The organism is Paenibacillus oleatilyticus (genome assembly GCF_018998565.1).
GTDB classification, from domain to species: domain Bacteria; phylum Bacillota; class Bacilli; order Paenibacillales; family NBRC-103111; genus Paenibacillus_G; species Paenibacillus_G oleatilyticus.
The window spans coordinates 1-316 of record NZ_JAHNZO010000214.1 but is presented as its reverse complement, the minus strand read 5'-3'; the positions used below and the strand labels follow the sequence as shown (position 1 = coordinate 316).

Annotated in this window: 1 protein-coding gene; it reads right to left on the bottom strand. The window is 57.0% G+C overall.

Annotated features, from left to right (window positions below):
* Positions 1-316, bottom strand: a 316-nt coding sequence (locus KQX66_RS39200; protein WP_216798468.1) for an ATP-binding cassette domain-containing protein, incomplete at both ends; no start/stop codon positions are given.

The window sequence follows — 316 nt, the reverse complement described above, 5'->3', positions numbered from 1 at the left end:
AAACGCGCCAGATCGGCCTTCATTTTTCGCTCGGCCGGCGGCTGTTGACGGATCTGGTAGGGCAGCGCCAGATTGTCGTAAACCGTATTGCCGAACAGTGACGGCGTCTGGAAGCAGTAAGAGACCTGCTTGCGATACGCCTCCGGCGACATCTCGTCGATCGCCTGGCCGTCGAAATAGAGCTTTCCGCTGGTCGGATCCATTAAGGAAGAGATGATTTTCAGCAGGGTGCTTTTCCCACAGCCGGAAGGCCCGGTGATCAGTTTGAACTCGCCTTCACCCAGCGTGAAAGAGACGGAATCCAGGATCACCTGGC